This window comes from Alkalilimnicola sp. S0819, from assembly GCF_009295635.1.
Classification (GTDB): Bacteria; Pseudomonadota; Gammaproteobacteria; order Nitrococcales; family WHIW01; genus S0819.
Genome location: NZ_WHIW01000061.1, coordinates 1 through 324, shown reverse-complemented (window position 1 = coordinate 324; position 324 = coordinate 1). Strand labels below are relative to the sequence as shown.

General features: G+C 41.4%; 1 pseudogene. It reads left to right on the top strand.

Going from position 1 to position 324, the window contains the following annotated elements:
* Window positions 1-324: pseudogene (locus GBG68_RS14510) on the top strand (DNA helicase RecG); the annotation flags it as partial.

Genomic DNA, 324 nt, shown 5'->3' with positions numbered 1-324 from the left:
AGATCGGAAGTCGGCCATCTTAAATATCCACTTTCCGAAAAACCAACACCTTTTAGAGGGAGCGACCCGAAGAATCAAATTCGAGGAACTGTTTTTTATCCAATTGCAGCTTTTAAACGCTAAAAAACTACGCCAGCAGAAATTTCAAGGGGCTATTTTTGCTAGGGTTGGCGAAAAGGTAAATACATTTTATTCGAAATATCTCCCATTTGAGCTTACTAATGCACAGAAAAGGGTCATCAAAGAAATCCGTAGCGATACGCAAACAGGCGCGCAGATGAATAGATTGATACAAGGGGATGTGGGAAGTGGAAAGACCGTAGT